Consider the following 16,964-nt stretch of genomic DNA (forward strand, 5'->3'; position numbering starts at 1 on the left):
TTTTAAGGTGTTAATGATGAGTGAATTAAAGATAAATAATATATAATTAGAGTGTATCATTTCAGTTAACAAATCGAAATACGCACTTGTTAATAATAATTTATGCTAATGAAAAAGATAACGATATATCGTATTATACTTACGACGCTGTGTTTTACCAGCCTGTTTTCCTGTACCAAACTGAACGAGGAACCGGTAAGTATTTTGGATCCCAAGCAATATTTTAAGACGGAAGCGGATGCAGAAGCTTCCGTAATGGGGATTTATGGGCTGTTAGCCAATGCAGATTTTTATGGGCGGCGATTGACCATGGTACTGCAATTGCTGGGGGATGACATTGATATTGCTGATATAGGTACGCAGTCTAGTCGGATTCAATTGAACAGTTTTACGCATGATGCGAGCAATCAGGATCTGCTCGCTGTGTGGAAAACCGCTTATCTGGGTATTGGCGCGGCAAATGCCGCAATAGATGGTATCCCGGCCGTAACAATGAATGAGACTAAAAAATCGGCACTTATTGCCGAAGCTAGGCTACTCCGGGCTTTGTATTACTATCACTTGGTGCAGCTATTTGGGGATATCCCCTATATAGGTGAATTCGTCAGTGATCCAAGTAAAGTAATTGCAATCAGCAAAACTCCGGCAGCAAAGGTTTATGACAATATCATCGCAGACTGTGAATATGCGATTGCAAATTTGCCGGATACCCATGCCAATAATAACAAAGCGAGGCCATCTAAAGGAGCCGCTCAGACTTTGTTGGCCTCGGTCTATATGGTCTTGAAAAAATGGGATGATGCCGCTAAGATGGCTGAGGCGATAATCAATGATGCAAACAAATACCAGTATGCTCTGGTCAAAGATTATAATAACCTATGGGATGCCGATCTGGGTTTTCAGACCGAGCATGTCTGGGTGGTTGATTTTCTGGGCGGTATTACTGGGGAAAATGCATCCAACCAGGATTATACGGCGCCTATGACCGGTGTGCGGGATGCCGATATGTTGGGATGGAGCGTTCTTGTACCATCAACTGGTGTGTATGGTAGCTTTTCTGATCAAGATTACAGAAAGAAAATCAGTTTTCTGACCGAAACACCGATAAAAGGAGTGATGACACCTTATCAGAAATGGAAATGGCCTCGTATACATACCGCAAAGTGGTGTTTGCATCCGGGTACGAATGCTGGAGCGGATGGTTCGGACTCTGATATCAAACATGTTATCTTTCGCTATGCTGAAGTTCTTTTAATGGCAGCTGAGGCATTAAATGAAAGTAAAGGCGGACCAACAGAGAAGGCTTATAGCTATATAAATGCCGTTCGGGCTAGAGCAAGGTATACGCCACAGGGCGTACAGAATTATCCTGCCGACCTGGCAACGGGTATGTCGCAGACGGACTTTCGAAAAGCTGTGCAGGAAGAACGTCGTGTTGAATTAGCTTTTGAATGGAAAAGATGGTATGATATCAAACGTTGGGGACGAGTAGTGGATGCATTTACTAGGCAGGGAGCCTATGAAAGCCAGCCAAAAGTAAAAGATTTTCATGCGCTGATGCCTATTCCTCAGGATGAAATCGCACGTAATACAAATTTACTCCCCCAAAATCCAGGGTATTAAAATACCAGTATCAGACTACTTTGAAGCTAAATGAAAGAAAATATCAACTTATAAATAGGTTGATATTTTCTTTTTGAGTATAGACATCGCATTTTTATGCTATCGTCAACAAAGAAACAGCGATTGAAAATTTAATTTTCTTCAAAATCCATTCAATTCTGTCATAAATCAAGGAAAAAGACATTTTTTCCACCTATTTGAACGAAAAATACCCCGCTTGGACGGAGGCTATTCTTGATCTTTGGTTTCATTTATTGAGTTAAATAACCAAATAAACCAAGACAACTATGATAGCACCGATAACCAAAACGGTATGAAAAAGAGCAATTTGACGGGAGCAGTTGCTGCAGTAGACGGAAAAGTGCTGAATAAACGAATTGCGACTAATCCTAACCCAATGATAAATTTACGCAGACAAAAGGTTTCTAAAATATAACCATTATAGGCATGAAAACTAAACTCAAGATGTATAAAATATTATTCCTGATACTCCTGATCTCAGGAATATCCAGTGGCGCTTCAATAGCGCAGGAAAATAAACTACCTGATAGTCTCCGGATGAAATGGTGGGAGGAAGCCAGATTTGGGATGTTTATCCATTGGGGTGTATATGCACAATTTGGCGGTGTCTATCGTGGTCATGAACAGGCTCGGGGTGGAGCGGAATGGATTATGAACCGTTCAAAAATCCCTGTTGACCAATATCAGGCTATGGCAGGCCAATTTAATCCTGTACAATATAACCCCGATGAATGGGTGCGGATGGCGAAAGATGCTGGCATGAAATACCTCATTATTACGGCCAAACATCACGACGGTTTCGCATTGTTCGAAACCAAAACCAGCAAATGGAATATGGTTGATGCGACTCCTTATGGTAAAGATCTGTTAAAGCCTTTGGCTGCAGCGTGTAAAAAGTACGGCGTCAAATTAGGTTTCTATTATTCGCAAGCACAAGATTGGAATAACCCTGGAGGTTCAGCTGCTCGAAAGGTAATGCGGGAAGGCTGGCCCAATCCTGACTCAGCCAAAATAGATGCCTATACCTTAGCACATAAAGGCCATTGGGACCCAAAGCAAGAAACTGCGAGTTTTGACGACTATATCAAAAATATATCTGTACCACAGGTGAAAGAACTTTTGAGTAATTATGGTGATATTTCCGTCTTGTGGTGGGATACACCAACAAATATGACCGATGAAGCGGCAAGCATGTTACAGGAACAACTGCGCCTGCAACCCAATATTATTACCAATGATCGCTTGAAAAGACCAAATTTTCCGGGTGATACAAAGACGCCAGAACAGAAAATCCCAGATTGGAGCGAGTTGGAAGGAAAGCATTGGGAAACCTGTATGACCATGAATGGAACCTGGGGGTTTCGTACGTCTGATCAGAAATGGAAGTCGGCAGAAACATTGATCCGTAATTTGGTTGATATCGCATCAAAAGGCGGGAATTATTTGCTCAATGTCGGCCCGAAACCAGATGGAAGCTTTCCGCAGGAAAGCATAGATAGGTTGGCGACGATAGGCAAGTGGATGAAAATAAACAGTGAAGCAATTTACGCAACCAATAGCAGTCCGCTGCAACCCTTTGAGTGGGGAAGATGCACAATGAAGGAACAGGGCGACAAAACCCTGCTTTACCTAACCATATTTGATTGGCCTCAAGATGGAACGATCGTTCTTCCAATAAAAAATAAAGTTTTAAAAGCCAGTTTTTTAGCGAATGGTAAAACGCTTAAAGTGAAATCGCAGTCTGATACGATCAAAATTGGAGTTCCCAAACAGGCAATTGATCCTGTCGCAACTGTGATCAAAATTGAGTTGGCTGGAAAACTAGAAAGAGAGAAGACAGCCACAGCAAAGAAAATGAAAACCGGAGCCTTGGATGAATAATCTGAATCCAAAGATTAAGAAAAGAGAACCATATTTAATGATAAAGAAAAATAAGTTTTATAAAATACTTGCATTGCTATTGGGATTTGGAGCTTTACAGCTCCAAGCTCAGGAATCAAAGCGAATCGACCGGGAATGGGACTTTCTGAAGAGCGATCTTGGGGGGATTTGGGAAGCTGTACGGCCGGTCGGGGCGGGCAATCCAGAATCCGTTCCACTATGGCAAACAGTTAGTTTGCCGCATTGTTACAATGCCTTAGATGCTGTTGATCCAGCTGTCAATTATTATCAGGGCCCAGGTTGGTATAGAAAGACATTAACCATTGAAAATCCGTATCCAAATGGTCGTACATTGCTTCATTTTGAAGGTGCAGGACAAAAGTCTACGGTTTATATCCATACGCAAAAGGTTGGGGAACATGTCGGTGGCTATGACGAATGGACAGTGGATATTACTGAGGCTGTCGAACAGTTTAAAAAAACGGAAGCCTATAAAACACAGTTTAAAGGGAAGATACCGGTTTCAATTCGGGTAGACAACTCGCGTGACCTCGAAATGATTCCCTCAGATCTATCCGATTTTAACCTATATGGAGGTATCTATCGCCATCTGAATTTAAAATATGTACCACAGACAGCCTTAGAAAAAGTCTTTGTTAGCCCTACAGTGGATGCAGATGGAAAACAGGGGGTATTGCAAATCCGTGGTCGCCTATTAACACCATCCAACAGCTCAAATTTTGATGTCGAAACACAGCTTTATGATCCTTCAGGTAAATTGCTACTGAGTCAGACACCGATTGTTCGTTCGGTGGAAGGATCTCTTGACTTTGGAAAATTAACGGTTAAAAAACCTGAATTGTGGAGCCCAGATCATCCCGCTTTGTATCGTTTGGTAACCATCGTCAAAAGCAATGGACAGACATTTAAAGAAGAGAGCCTTTTTGGTTTCCGGCATGTAGAATTTAAAGATAATGGCCCCTTTTTATTAAACGGAGAAAGACTTTTGCTTCGGGGCACGCATCGTCATGAAGATCATGCTGCTGTAGGCGCGGCGATGACAGATGAACAGATTTTACAAGAAATGACGATGATGAAAGAGATGGGCGTCAATTTCATTCGGTTGGGGCATTATCAACAAAGCCGCAGGGTGCTCGAAGCCTGTGATAGTCTTGGTATTTTGGTTTGGGAGGAAATCCCTTGGTGTCGCGGTGGCTTGGGCGGTGAAATCTATCAGCAACAAGGGAAGCGGATGTTGACAAATATGATTGAGCAGCACTATAATCACCCTTCGATCATTATTTGGGGGCTGGGTAATGAAAATGATTGGCCCGGCGATTTCCCCGAATTCGACAAGGAGAAAATCAGGACATTTATGCGGGAATTGCATTTACTTTCCCACCAATTGGATCCCAGTCGAAAAACGGCCATACGACGTTGTGACTTTTGTAAAGATATTGTTGATGTGTATTCACCCTCTATCTGGGCTGGTTGGTATCGTGGAGTGTATACAGACTATAAAACGGCCTCGGCAGAGGAAATGAAAAAGGTCAAACATTTTCTTCATGTGGAATGGGGCGGAGATAGCCATGCTCGTCGCCATGCAGAGGATCCGGATCGGGCACTTGCCAAAATAGAAGGCGATGGTACCACGGATGAACGGGCTGGCGATGCATCTCTCGTGGGGGGTGCTGCAAGAGTTTCCAAAGATGGTGACTGGAGTGAAAGCTATATCTGTAATTTGATTGATTGGCACCTCAAGGAGCAGGAAACCATGCCTTGGCTTACGGGGACCGCATATTGGCCCTTTAAAGATTTTTCGACACCTGTTCGGCCGGATAATCCAGTTCCCTACGTCAACCAGAAAGGTGTCGTCGAACGTGATTTTACAAAAAAGGAATCCTATTATGTGTTTCAGTCGTATTGGACTTCAAAACCGATGTTGCATATCTATGGACACTCTTGGCCTGTTCGTTGGGGGGAGCCAGATGAAGCAAAGATGGTCAAAGTATATTCTAATGCAAAGGAAGTCGAATTATTTGTCAATGGCGAAAGTCAGGGGATAAAGAAAAGAAATAGCCAAGATTTTCCTGCTGCCGGATTACGTTGGATGGTAAAGTTACGCGAGGGGAAAAATCTCATCAAAGCGGTTAGCAAAAATGGTAAGGAGCTTATGACAGATCAAATTGAGCAGGTGTATCAGACACAGCGTTGGGGCAAACCCGCGAAATTACAGGTTGAAGAAATTGCACAGGAAGATGATATCATAACGGTGCAGGCCAAGGTATTGGATAAAGATGGTATTCTTTGTCTGGATGCCAAAAATTGGATCTATTTTGATGCTACAGGAGATGGTGAGCTGATCATTGATCAGGGAACATCCATAGGGGCGAGAAAAGTACAGGCATACAATGGAAGAGCCTTGATACGGCTTCGCTTATCCGAAGGAAAAGCAGTTGTGTCTGGACGGATGGACGAATCAAAAAGTACGTTGTTGACAATTGAAAAATAGGGAGATGATAAAATTAAACACTAATTTGAGCTTTTTTCTTTTGCTCGGGATAATGGCCATTGCTACCAGTGGTCATGCACAACATAAACAAAAGAAGCGCCAACTATGGTACGATAAACCTGCTGCATATTGGGAGGAGGCACTACCATTGGGTAACGGTACGACAGGAGCAATGGTCTTTGGCGGGGTGAGCAGGGATCGTTTTCAGATTAATGATAATACCCTGTGGTCGGGCGAACCTGAGGCTGGAAACAATCCCAATGGTCCGAAAATTTTACCATTGGTACGTGAAGCTATTTTAGCTGGGAAATATGAAGAGGCTGCTGTGCTCTGGAAGAAAATGCAAGGCCCTTATTCAGCACGTTATTTACCTATGGGTGACCTGTGGCTGGATTTTCATCAAGACGAGAAGGAGGTAAATGCTTATCGACGGGATTTGGATTTGGAAGGGGCTGTAAGTACGGTGAGTTATACGTATCAAGGTGTCCAATACCAAAGAGAAAGCTTTGTCAGCTACCCCGACAAAGCTTTGGTCATTCGCTTAAAAGCAAATAAAACGAAATCGATCACTTTGGATCTGTCCATGACCAGTAAACTGAAAAGTACCGTTTCGGCACTCGGCAACGATGTACTAAGCCTTGTGGGCAAAGCCCCCAGTTTTGTGGCCAATCGGGATTACGAACCTAAACAGGTGGTTTACGATAGCATTGAGGGAAAGGGGATGACTTTCGAAATGCGTGTTAAAGTACAGGCAAAAGGAGGGAAGGTACAGCAAGAAAAGGATAAGCTTCGTATCATTGGTGCTGATGAGGTGCTATTGTTACTGACAGAAGCGACCAGCTTTAATGGTTTCGACAAATCGCCGAGCCAAGCTGGAAAAGATGTAAAGGCGACAGTTAGCAGTTTAATGAAACAGGTCGCGGTAAAAAACTTTACAACACTGCTTGCTGATCATCAGAAGGATTATAGATCGCTGTTTAACAGGGTAGATTTTGAACTGGCTGGAATTTCAACACATGCAAATTTGCCGACCGACCAGCGGATTGTGCAATTTTCAAAAGGTCCTACAGATCTGGATTTACTGACTTTGTATTATCATTTTGGACGTTACTTGCTGATCGCTAGTTCGAGACAAGGGGGAAGACCCGCCAATTTACAGGGGATTTGGAATGATCATGTACAGCCGCCTTGGGGAAGTAATTACACCACGAATATCAATACCGAAATGAATTATTGGCTGGCGGAAAATACCAACCTGTCTGAATGCCATCAGCCGCTATTTGATTTTATGGAGGAACTGGCCGTCAATGGAGCGAAAACTGCTGCCGTAAATTACAACATAAAGGAAGGCTGGGTAGTTCACCATAATTCGGACTTGTGGGCCAAGACCTCTCCTCCGGGAGGGTATGACTGGGACCCTAAAGGTATGCCACGATGGTCTGCATGGCCAATGGCCGCTGCTTGGTTCAGCACACATCTGTGGGAGCATTATCGTTTTACAGGAGATAAATCTTTTCTCCAAAATAAAGCCTATCCACTGATGAAGGGGGCGGCTCAGTTTATGTTGCATTGGCTGATCGCTGATCCTGCTAACAAATACTTGATAACAAATCCTTCTACATCACCTGAAAATACAATTAAAATAGCGGGAAAAGAATATCAATTGACTAGGGCATCGACGATGGATATGGCCATTATCCGCGAGCTATTTACTGCGGTTATTCGCTCTTGCGATGTACTGCAGATCGACACTGAGTTTAAATCGACATTGGAACAGGCGAGTGCAAAATTATATCCTTATCAGGTTGGACAGTATGGTCAACTGCAAGAATGGTTTAAAGATTGGGATGATCCCAAAGATCAGCATAGACATATTTCGCATCTTTTTGGACTCTATCCTGGTAACCAGATCAGCGTTACAGAAAATAGTGAATTGGCCGCTGCGGCAAAAAAATCACTGCTTTTGCGTGGTGATGTGAGTACAGGTTGGTCGATGGCATGGAAAACAAATTGGTGGGCAAGATTACAGGATGGAAACCACGCTTATAAAATTCTTAAGGATGCGCTGAACTTTATTGATCCCAAACTGGATCGCGCTCAGATGAGCGGTGGTGGTGCTTATCCGAACTTATTTGATGCACATCCCCCTTTTCAGATCGACGGCAATTTTGGCGCAACAGCTGGAATGACTGAAATGCTTTTGCAAAGTCACGATGGTGCTATTCATCTATTGCCAGCGCTGCCCGATGAGTGGTCGACAGGGCATATCAAGGGAATTAAGGCAAGGGGAAACTTTACAGTAGACATCGATTGGAAGGATAATAAATTGCAACAGACACGCATCGTTTCCAATATAGGTGGAATATGCAAGTTGCGCACCTCTATGCCAGTGAAGGTAATTGGAACGAGTGGGAATAAAGTCAATGGGGCTGAAAATGAATTGCTATACAAACCAGGTTCATTGAAATACCATATCCTTGACCGCGAAAAATTATCGCCTTTATCAATCAAAGAAACTTTTGAAATTGAATTTCAAACAGTCAAGGGCAAGGAGTACCGAATTATCCCGATATAGCATATAAAAATCTAAGGAAATGAATTTAAAATCAATCTTCAGACTAGCGTGCACATTTATTGGGATTGTGCTGCTCCCCCTGTTCGCTGGGGCGAATGAACCCAATCGATCTTTCAAGAGTAAAATCGTGACGGTTTTGCGTCCTATTATAAAAAAGCAATCAAAATGGGCCATGAAGCAAAAGCCCTTGACCGTGACGGCTTACCCTGCAGTTCGAAGTAGCGGTGGTATCCATGACTTTTACTCGGAAGGCGACTATTGGTGGCCAGATCCAATGGATGCGGGCGCCCCCTATGTCCAACGGGATGGTATGAGCAATCCAGCCAACTTTGTTGACCATCGAAAAGCCATGATCCGTTTTAGTCGAATTATCGGCGCCCTAGCTTCGGCCTACCGTTTGAATCCGGATAAAAAATATGTGCAGCAGGCGTTGGTTCATTTGAAAGCTTGGTTTGTCGACTCGGAGACGATGATGAATCCAAATCTGCTGTATGCCCAAGCAGTACAAGGACGATTTACAGGTCGCGGTATCGGCATTATTGATACCATTCATTTAATGGAAGTGGCGCAGGGCGTCAAAGTGCTCGAAAATGATCCAAACTTTCCACAGTCAACCAAAGATGTTATACATCGTTGGTTTGCAACATATCTGCGCTGGTTGACTGAGCACCAATATGGTAAAGACGAAATGAATGCAGCAAACAATCATGGCACCTGTTGGGTTATGCAGGTCGCATCCTTTGCCAGTCTAGTGCAGGATACAGCTTTGCTCAAGATGTGCGCTGAACGCTACCAGCAAATTTTATTACCCAGCCAGATGGAAAAAGATGGTAGCTTTCCCCGGGAGCTCCAACGGACCAAGCCTTTTGGATATTCCCTCTTTAATCTAGATGCCATGACCATGATTTGCCATATCCTGTCTACAACAAATGAACCGTTGTGGCAATATACGTTACCCGATGGACGTACAATCAAAAAAGGGGTGGATTTTATGATACCTTATATTAGTGATAAGAACAAATGGCCTTATCAAAAAGACGTGATGTACTGGGAGCAATGGCCTATTGCTCAACCTGCTCTTATCTTTGCTGCAACCGCTTACCAAGACGGCAGCTATTTGAAACTTTGGGTTGAGCTCGATCATAATCCCAAGGAGGAAGAGGTCATTCGTAACTTGCCCATCCGTAATCCTTTAATATGGTTGTAATGCTGGGATACCAATTTTATCCAGCTATAAATCTTACCAATTAACCTTTTATTTAAACAAACCTAAATGTAATATGATTTTCAATATGAATATACTGCTGTCAAAACATGTCGATGTTTCGAATCGTTTTATCCGAAAAAGACGATTTATTGTTTCGATACTGAGTTTGACAACTATCCTTTGTGGCATTCAGGAAACAAAAGCGCAGAGCGCAAACCAATTGAAAAAAGCTTGGGATCGTGCGGATAGACAGTCGCAATTGCTCTATAAAGAACTACAGGTGCTAAAAAAAGCTGATTCTACATTAGCATCTCCACGTACACTCTCCGAAAATAACGAGTTGGTGGCCGTTAAACGTGGCGATTGGACAAGTGGTTTTTATCCTGGGGTTTTATGGTATTTATACGAGAAATCCGGAAAACATAAATGGAAAGAACTGGCGGGTGAATTGACCGGAGGTATCGAAGACGAACAGTATAACGGGAAAACCCATGATATGGGCTTTAAGATTTTCTGTAGTGTTGGTAACGGTTATCGTCTTACGGCCAATGCACATTATCGCGATGTCATTATCCAATCCGCTAAAACTTTGGCAACACGCTTTAATCCTAAGGTCGGATGCATCCGTTCCTGGGATCATAATAGCCACCGTTGGGATTTCCCGGTCATTATTGATAATATGCTCAATCTGGAATTGCTTTTTGAAGCAACAAAATTGACTGGGGACTCTAGCTATTATCATATCGCTGTAAGTCATGCAAACACAACGATGAAAAATCATTTTCGGTCGGATTATAGTACCTATCATGTTATTGACTATAATCCTGCAACAGGTGAAGTACAACACAAAAATACACATCAAGGGTTTAGTGATGAGTCTACCTGGGCTCGGGGAGAAGCATGGGCACTCTATGGTTATACCATGTGCTATCGCGAGACCGGTGATCCAAAATACCTGCAGCAAGCCGAAAAGGTTGCACACTGGCTTTTTGGCCATCCACGTATGCCCAAGGATTTAATCCCTTATTGGGATTTCGATGCACCTCATATTCCGAATGAACCGAGGGATGTTTCAGCTGCCACCGTAATCGCGTCGGGACTATTGGAGCTGAGTACATTTAGCAATCAGGGTAAAGACTATTTGAGCAAAGCGCGGACAATAATGTCTAATCTGATTGACCACTATATGTCTCCTCCAAATAAAAATAAAGGGTTTATATTACTGCATAGTACCGGGTCGAAACCCTCTAATTCAGAGGTGGATAAGCCATTAAGTTACGCAGATTACTATTTTTTAGAAGCCCTGCTTCGGGAGGAAAGTTTGCGTTCGGGACGGGCACAATCAAGCCTGGTTCGAAAAGACCCCGAAGGTAAACTCATCTATTTTCCGGATGATAAGGGAAATATGGTACCTGATTTCAGTCGGGTTGGTTATCATCAGGGCGATCGACCGCTCCCAGCTGTTGCCAGCACTATTTCATTGCATCCTACAGCAGATGGAACTGATCAGCAGATGATACAACGTGCCATCGATGAAATCTCAAACAAACCCCTTGATAAAAACGGATATAGAGGGGCGATAACGCTGAAAAAAGGAATTTACAATATACCCGGCAGTCTACTGATCAAATCGAGTGGTATCGTATTGAGAGGAGAAGGGGATGATGAAGGTGAAACGCTATTGCGTGCCACAGGAAAGCAACAGCGTAGCCTATTGAAAATTTCAGGTGATGGTAACTATGTCGAAGACCAGGCTAAAGGACATGTGGTTCAGTCAATATATATCCCCGTCGGAAGTAAGTATGTCGTTGTGGACGACAGTCGCGATTTTCAGAAAGGGGCATCAATACTTCTTTCTTATGAACTCAATGCGGACTGGATTAAAGCAGTTAAAATGGACCAAATTATAGCAAGGGAAGGAACAAAACAATGGACAACCAAAGAATATAAATTGAAATTTGAACGTGTTATCGCAGCCATTAGCGGAGATACGTTGTTTTTGGATAATCCGGTCGTTATGGCCATAGATCCGCAGTTTGGTAAAGTATCGGTCGTACCTTTTAAGTTTCCGGGACGTATTCAGGAAGTAGGGGTTGAAAATCTACGTTTTGAATCCGAATTTACCAATGAAACGGACGAAAATCATGGCTGGATAGCCGTTGAGCTTGATAAAGTTGAAAATGCCTGGGTGCGCAACGTTACAGCTCGCTATTTCGGCTATGCGGCAGTAAGCTTGGGACCCTTAGCAAAACAGACAACAGTCATCAGGTCAAAATGTCTTGATGCTAAATCTCAAATTACAGGGGGGCGTCGGTACTCTTTCAATAACAATGGACAGCTCAATCTGTTTACGCAATTATATACCACAGAAGGAAGGCATGATTACGTCACTGGGGCGAGAACATTGGGGCCAAATGTATTTAGTATTTCTGCTGCAACGGATACGCACGCGGATATTGGTCCACATCATCGTTGGGCTGTAGGTACCTTGTACGATCAGATTACGACCGATGGCGAAATTAATGTTCAGGACCGGGGCAACTGGGGAAGTGGGCACGGCTGGGCCGGAGTCACACAGGTATTATGGAATTGCAAAGTCCGGGGAGCGGCGGTACAGCGACCCTGGGCATCAGGACAAAATTTTGCAATAGGAGTAAGCGGCGAAAAAATCCCCGGAAGATTTAAAGATAGGCCCATTGGATTTTGGGAAAATCAAAACAAAAAAATGCAGATTGAGTCGCTTTATGAGCAACAATTAAACGATAGGTTAAATAAATAACTATTGGTGCTTTATAAAATGGAATGATTATTTTTAGCCTATCCATTTCAATTATATTCCTTATGATGCCATTGCGTATTTATATACTCTGGGTTTTTAGTTCACTGATTACCTTTTCTATTTCTCATGCACAGGAAAAGAACTATCGTTTTTTACATCTGGATGTAAACGAAGGTTTATCGCAAGGGAGTGTTTTTGCTATTGAACAGGACCACTTGGGATTTATGTGGATCGGCACCCGCGACGGCCTGAATAAATATGATGGCCGCAAGTTTACAATTTATAGAAGCAATCCGCAGGATAGTCTTTCTTTAGAGCATAATTTTATACAGGCGATCACTGAAGACAAAAAAAAACGACTTTGGGTAGGTACAACAGGCGGTCTTAACTTATACAATCGTGATGCAGATAATTTTGCGCGGATCTCCTTGCCCGTAGTAGAGAGCAACAGTGGGAAAATAGAAGTAAATGTGCATCAGATTTTTCAGGATTCTAAAGACCTAATTTGGATCGCAACAAATGTTGGATTATATCGGATAAAAGAAGGAGCTCATTTGGAAGCTGAGCTTGTTTTTAATGAGATTACGGTAGAAGGGAGCAATGGGCGTTCGTATTTTAGGAATTTTAGAACAATCTACGAAGACGGGAAGAAAAGATTATGGTTATGCACAGATGATGCAATTGTACTCATGCAGTCAGCTTCTAGAGGCGGCAATAGGTTGAAAGTGTTACGCACCTATTTCAATCAGAAAGGATTGATTAATAAAGTAAATCAGCGATTTCAGGCTGTACTGGAATTTGCTCCCGGAGTCTTTTGGGTGGGAACAAAATATAATGGAATAAAAATAATCAATGAAAATACGGGCGAAGTATCTTCCCTGATGGGGCATGATGGCCAGACTGCAAATTTAGCAAACCAAGATGTCCGTTCACTAAAGAAGGCTGATGATGGCAGCATATGGATTGGAACATTCAACGGTCTCTATCTGTATCGAAATGGAAAGCTATTATTTATACAGGCTGACGATAATAATCCCAATAGTTTAAGTAACAACTCTATTCGACCAATTTTTCAGGATAAAAGAGGTTCTATTTGGATCGGAACCTATTTTGGCGGAATTAATATCTATGATAAGGATATACCTAATTTTCAAAATTTTACGCATCAGTCCCGAAGAAATAGCTTGAGCTATAATGTTGTCAGCGCTTTTTTGGAGAACCCGAATGGAGAGCTAGTCATAGGCACAGAAGGTGGTGGATTGAATTATTTTAACCGATATAATGGTTCATTTTTTAATGAAAGACACGATAAAAATAATGCTGGAAGCTTAAGCCATAACAATGTGAAATCTATCTGTCGCGATCGGGAGGGAAATTTATGGGTCGGTACCTATGATGGTGGATTAAATTTGAGACACAAGGGGCAGCAGGTATACGAACATTTTCGTTTTGATCCAAATGCGGCAAATGGGCTAGCTAACAATAATGTCTATGCGCTGTTGGAAGATCGCCAGGGCGATATTTGGATCGGAACATTTGGTGGCGGTTTGCAGGTACAGCGGAAAAATCAAAAATCCGGTTATTTCCAGACCTTCAACGTCGCCGGTAAACAGTTGAGCTCAAATATGGTCAGAGCACTCATGGAGGATTCCAGAGGTAATTTATGGATCGGCACTTCTAATGGACTAAATCTTAAAATAGCAGGTACCGATAAATTCATATCGTTTTTGAATCACAAAAATGACTCCCTTTCGATTAGTGGTAATGATATTATTAGTATTCATGAAGATAGAAAAGGACAAATCTGGATTGGAACCTATATGGGTGGTTTAAATCGGTATCTACCCGAAAAGAAAGCCTTTAAGCGTTTCAATAAACAGAATGGTCTACCGATAAATAATGTTTTTGGTATTTTGAGCGATCTTAAAAACAAATTATGGTTGAGTACCAACACTGGGATTACCTGTTTCGATCCGCAAGCGGGGAGTGTTAGAAGTTATACAAAAGTGGATGGCTTGCCGGGGAATGAGTATATTCAAAATGCAGCCACGATACTGCGCAACGGAAAATTCGCTTTCGGTAGTTTTTCCGGCTTTACCCTGTTCAATCCCGATAGTCTGAGTGTGAATAGTTATGTGCCGCCGATACAGTTTACTGATCTCAAATTGTTTAACCGTACTGTCAGGCCTGACGTGGATGGCGTAATCGCCAAGGATATTTCCATGATTGATGAATTGGTGCTGGATCATAATCAGAATGTATTTAGCTTAGAATTCAGCGTGTTAAATTATGTTCATCCCGAAAAAAACCAATATGCCTATTATTTAAAAGGTTTTGATCAGGATTGGAATTACGTAACAAATCCGGTAGCAACCTACACGAATTTAGATCCGGGCAATTATGAACTCTGGATAAAAGGATCTAATAACGATGGCATTTGGAATGAAAAGCCACGGGTATTAAAAATAAGGATTCTCCCTGCGCCATGGAAAACATGGTGGGCCTATACCGGTTATTTTTTGATTTTAGGCTTTGTTGTATTTTTGATTATTCGTTTTTTTCATGGTCGAAATAAACTAAAACGCGACCTTTTGATCAGGAAGCTCGCTTCAGAAAAACAAGAAGAATTGCACGAGGCTAAACTGAATTTCTTTACAAATATCTCACATGAGTTCCGTACACCTTTGTCGTTGATTATAGGTCCCTTGAACCAGTTGAAAACGGATTATTCCCTATCGGAGTACGCAAAAGAACATTTGGGATATGCCACACGGAATGCTGACCGCTTAATGAATCTGGTTAACCAGCTGCTTGATTTTCGAAAACAGGAAGGTGGAAAAATGAAACTGAATTATCAGAAAGTCCTGGTCGCCGAATACCTTAAAAATGTTTTATTAAACTTCCATTTTATCGCAGAAAAGAATAATATCCAGTTTTTTCTCGAAAATAATATCCCCGTCGATTACAGGACAACGCTGGATCCTGAACAGTTTGAAAAAGTACTTGTCAATCTAATCTACAATGCCTTTAAATTTACAGATAAGGGGGGACGGATAAAAGTACAAAGCGAATTGCAGGATGTTGGAGGTGATACCAGACTACTTATTTCCGTATGGGATTCCGGTAGAGGGATTCCGGCAAAAGATATTCCCCATGTATTCGAACAGTTTTACCAGGCAAATACCGACAGAATCGTCGCCACCAGCAGTGGCATTGGACTTGCATTGTCACGATCCATCATCCATTTACATGGGGGCTTGTTAACTGTTGAAAGTAATATGGCAAAAGAAGCTCTGGCGTACAATACTGTTTTCCGGATTAGTCTGCCACAGCAGAATTTGAGTATGGATACCTCAAGTACCACGGATCTTTTAACAGATATGGCTGAATCCGACGTGACCGTACACACGGATCAACAGGTGGATAATCACGACAAAAACGATATCGAGGCGGAGCACATAGCGGATGAAAAACCGGTTATTCTCGTTGCCGAAGATAATGTGGAACTCAGATGTTTCCTTTCTGAAAATTTACGCAAGAAATATGTGGTTTTAGAGGCCAATGACGGAAATGAGGCGCTGGCATTAGTTCATACGAGGCAACCTGACATTATTATTTCTGATGTAACGATGCCCAATTGCGATGGGATAACATTGTTGCAGCAAATAAAAAATGATAATAGCACAAACCACATCCCTGTTATTTTATTGACTGCCCGAACGGCAGATCCTTATATTACTGAAGCCTTTGAAGTTGGTACCGACGATTATATTACCAAACCATTTAGTATGCCACACCTGATTCAGAAAATAGCCAACATTATACAGACAAGAAAACGTTTGGAAGAAAAGTTTGTGCAGAATTATCTGCTGGGAGGCCAGGGAACAGAGACAACCGAAAGAACGCGTTTTTTGGATCAGGTATTGGGTATCGTGGAGGAAAACCTGGGCTGTGAAAACTTCGGGGTACAGGAATTGACGAAGGCAATAGGGGTGAGCCGATCCGTTTTATACCGCAAAATAAAACAGCAAACTGGTCTCAATCTGGTCGAATTTATCAATATGGTCCGTCTAAAAAAGGCCGCCCACATATTAGTACACAACAGCGAACTGAGTATCAGTGAAGTTGCCTATCAAGTCGGTTTCAATGATCCAAAATATTTTAGTAAGACCTTTAAGAAATTCTATAAAGAAAGCCCGCGTACGTACATCGAAAAATTGAGTGTGAAAGAAAATTAAGAGAAATTGTATCGCATAAAAAAAGGTTTTCAAACGGGGAGAATGAAAACCTTCAATAACCAATTATAAACCTAAATTATGATGATACAAAGATAACTGTTTTTAAACTTATTCCAAAAATAAAATAG

Annotated in this window: 8 protein-coding genes; all 8 read left to right on the forward strand. The window is 42.1% G+C overall.

Going from position 1 to position 16,964, the window contains the following annotated elements:
• The first annotated feature begins 108 nt into the window (after positions 1 to 108).
• The 8 genes from B4G94_RS18670 (at position 109) to B4G94_RS18705 (ending at position 16,836) form a co-directional block, all read left to right on the forward strand.
• Entirely contained in the window at positions 109 to 1,623 is a 1,515-nt protein-coding gene (locus B4G94_RS18670) for a RagB/SusD family nutrient uptake outer membrane protein (protein ID WP_286860881.1), read from the forward strand.
• A 313-nt stretch (positions 1,624 to 1,936) separates the two neighbouring features.
• The gene (locus B4G94_RS18675; RefSeq protein ID WP_286860884.1) at positions 1,937 to 2,059 is read left to right on the forward strand and encodes a hypothetical protein; all 123 of its coding nucleotides are present in this window, start codon (positions 1,937 to 1,939) and stop codon (positions 2,057 to 2,059) included.
• 11 nt (positions 2,060 to 2,070) lie between these two features.
• On the forward strand, positions 2,071 to 3,525 hold the full coding sequence (locus B4G94_RS18680; RefSeq protein WP_286860887.1) for an alpha-L-fucosidase: 1,455 nt from the start codon (positions 2,071 to 2,073) through the stop codon (positions 3,523 to 3,525).
• Entirely contained in the window at positions 3,518 to 6,037 is a 2,520-nt protein-coding gene (locus B4G94_RS18685; RefSeq protein WP_286860890.1) for a glycoside hydrolase family 2 TIM barrel-domain containing protein, read from the forward strand. The genes B4G94_RS18680 and B4G94_RS18685 overlap by 8 nt, the downstream gene beginning before the upstream one ends.
• Positions 6,038 to 6,041: 4 nt before the next feature.
• Positions 6,042 to 8,612: a glycoside hydrolase family 95 protein gene (locus tag B4G94_RS18690; RefSeq protein WP_286860892.1), complete on the forward strand. Its 2,571-nt coding sequence runs from the start codon at positions 6,042 to 6,044 to the stop codon at positions 8,610 to 8,612.
• Between the two features lie 19 nt (positions 8,613 to 8,631).
• The gene (locus B4G94_RS18695) at positions 8,632 to 9,819 is read left to right on the forward strand and encodes an alginate lyase family protein (protein ID WP_286860895.1); all 1,188 of its coding nucleotides are present in this window, start codon (positions 8,632 to 8,634) and stop codon (positions 9,817 to 9,819) included.
• 85 nt (positions 9,820 to 9,904) lie between these two features.
• Positions 9,905 to 12,598: a glycoside hydrolase family 88 protein gene (locus tag B4G94_RS28000; RefSeq protein WP_313533318.1), complete on the forward strand. Its 2,694-nt coding sequence runs from the start codon at positions 9,905 to 9,907 to the stop codon at positions 12,596 to 12,598.
• 62 nt (positions 12,599 to 12,660) lie between these two features.
• Positions 12,661 to 16,836: a hybrid sensor histidine kinase/response regulator transcription factor gene (locus B4G94_RS18705; protein WP_286860898.1), complete on the forward strand. Its 4,176-nt coding sequence runs from the start codon at positions 12,661 to 12,663 to the stop codon at positions 16,834 to 16,836.
• The last annotated feature ends 128 nt before the right edge of the window (positions 16,837 to 16,964 follow it).

This window comes from Sphingobacterium sp. UBA7625, assembly GCF_002484085.1.
Taxonomy (GTDB): Bacteria; Bacteroidota; Bacteroidia; order Sphingobacteriales; family Sphingobacteriaceae; genus Sphingobacterium; species Sphingobacterium athyrii.

What these genes read in the sequence shown, in the direction of transcription:
- B4G94_RS18705 (WP_286860898.1), top strand. Translation starts at nt 12,661, where the DNA reads ATGATGCCATTGCGTATTTATATACTCTGGGTTTTTAGTTCACTGATT.
- B4G94_RS18690 (WP_286860892.1), top strand. Translation starts at nt 6,042, where the DNA reads ATGATAAAATTAAACACTAATTTGAGCTTTTTTCTTTTGCTCGGGATA.
- B4G94_RS18695 (WP_286860895.1), top strand. Translation starts at nt 8,632, where the DNA reads ATGAATTTAAAATCAATCTTCAGACTAGCGTGCACATTTATTGGGATT.
- B4G94_RS18670 (WP_286860881.1), top strand. Translation starts at nt 109, where the DNA reads ATGAAAAAGATAACGATATATCGTATTATACTTACGACGCTGTGTTTT.
- B4G94_RS28000 (WP_313533318.1), top strand. Translation starts at nt 9,905, where the DNA reads ATGAATATACTGCTGTCAAAACATGTCGATGTTTCGAATCGTTTTATC.
- B4G94_RS18685 (WP_286860890.1), top strand. Translation starts at nt 3,518, where the DNA reads ATGAATAATCTGAATCCAAAGATTAAGAAAAGAGAACCATATTTAATG.
- B4G94_RS18675 (WP_286860884.1), top strand. Translation starts at nt 1,937, where the DNA reads ATGAAAAAGAGCAATTTGACGGGAGCAGTTGCTGCAGTAGACGGAAAA.
- B4G94_RS18680 (WP_286860887.1), top strand. Translation starts at nt 2,071, where the DNA reads ATGAAAACTAAACTCAAGATGTATAAAATATTATTCCTGATACTCCTG.